Origin of the sequence: Haloferula sp. A504 (assembly GCF_044385805.1) — a bacterium.
GTDB lineage: Bacteria > Verrucomicrobiota > Verrucomicrobiia > Verrucomicrobiales > Akkermansiaceae > Haloferula.
Window position 1 is genome coordinate 1 of the sequence record NZ_JBISBU010000170.1, and the last position, 829, is coordinate 829.

General features: G+C 62.2%; 1 protein-coding gene and 1 pseudogene. One reads left to right on the top strand and one right to left on the bottom strand.

What is annotated here, in order from left to right; genetic code table 11:
* Positions 1-208: hypothetical protein (locus ACG2LG_RS23995; RefSeq protein ID WP_396263417.1), on the top strand; the 208-nt coding region annotated here is incomplete at its 5' end.
* A 144-nt stretch (positions 209-352) separates the two neighbouring features.
* On the opposite strand, the pseudogene ACG2LG_RS24000 reads toward ACG2LG_RS23995, so the two are convergent.
* A pseudogene (locus ACG2LG_RS24000) lies at positions 353-829 on the bottom strand (hypothetical protein); the annotation flags it as partial.

Below are 829 nucleotides of genomic sequence, written 5' to 3' on the forward strand. Positions count from 1 at the left end.
ACTGAACATCGCGACGCTGATTCCGGAGCTGGCCCCGGTGGAGTCGATGAGCGCCGTCGTCGCCAGATCAAAGGAGCTGCCGCCGGCGGTTGGAGCCCCCAGACTGTTCCAGTGCTTCCCGTCGCCTGCGGGAGACGACACGCTGGCCGCGGTCGACCAATCGATGAGCACTGTTTCCGCAGCGATCAGCGAAATCGCAGCCAAGTAGGCAATACATGCGACTGGGATTCGATTGTTCATGACACAGCTCCAGAGAATTCCAGCGTGGGCTACCCAGCTGATGGGCGTCTCGGAACCTTGAAATGTGGCCCGACCTCGAAGGACCAAATATGGCGATAGTGTGGCCGGCCAGTCACCTGCGGCGGCGGCGCAGGAGCAGCAGGGTACCCAGCCCGCCAAGCAGGGCGGCCGAGGGCTCGGGGATCGCCGTGATGCTCATCGCGTTGAATGTCGCGTTTAACCCCCCGGTATTGGTCGACCTACTGAAATCGAATACAATCTCGCCGCTGGCATCCGAGGTCACGCTGAAGTCGAGCACCGTTCCGGTGTTGAGCAAGGTGTAGGTCGGACTGCCTGTGGAGCCGGTGGTCACCTCGATGATGCCGTCCTCGCCGTTGCTTGCCCTTCCTCCGATCGCCGAGATGTTGTAGGTCGTGGAAGCGGCCAACCCTGTGAAGGTGATGGTGGCGATACCGGCCCCGTTGTTATTCGCATAAATCCCGTCCACGATGGCGTTGGCCTCGTCGAAGGGATCCGCGCCTGCGGGGCCATTGATCCCGGTGCCTCCGAATCCCGCACCGGTGGCGTTCGAGGTGGCACTGAACATCGC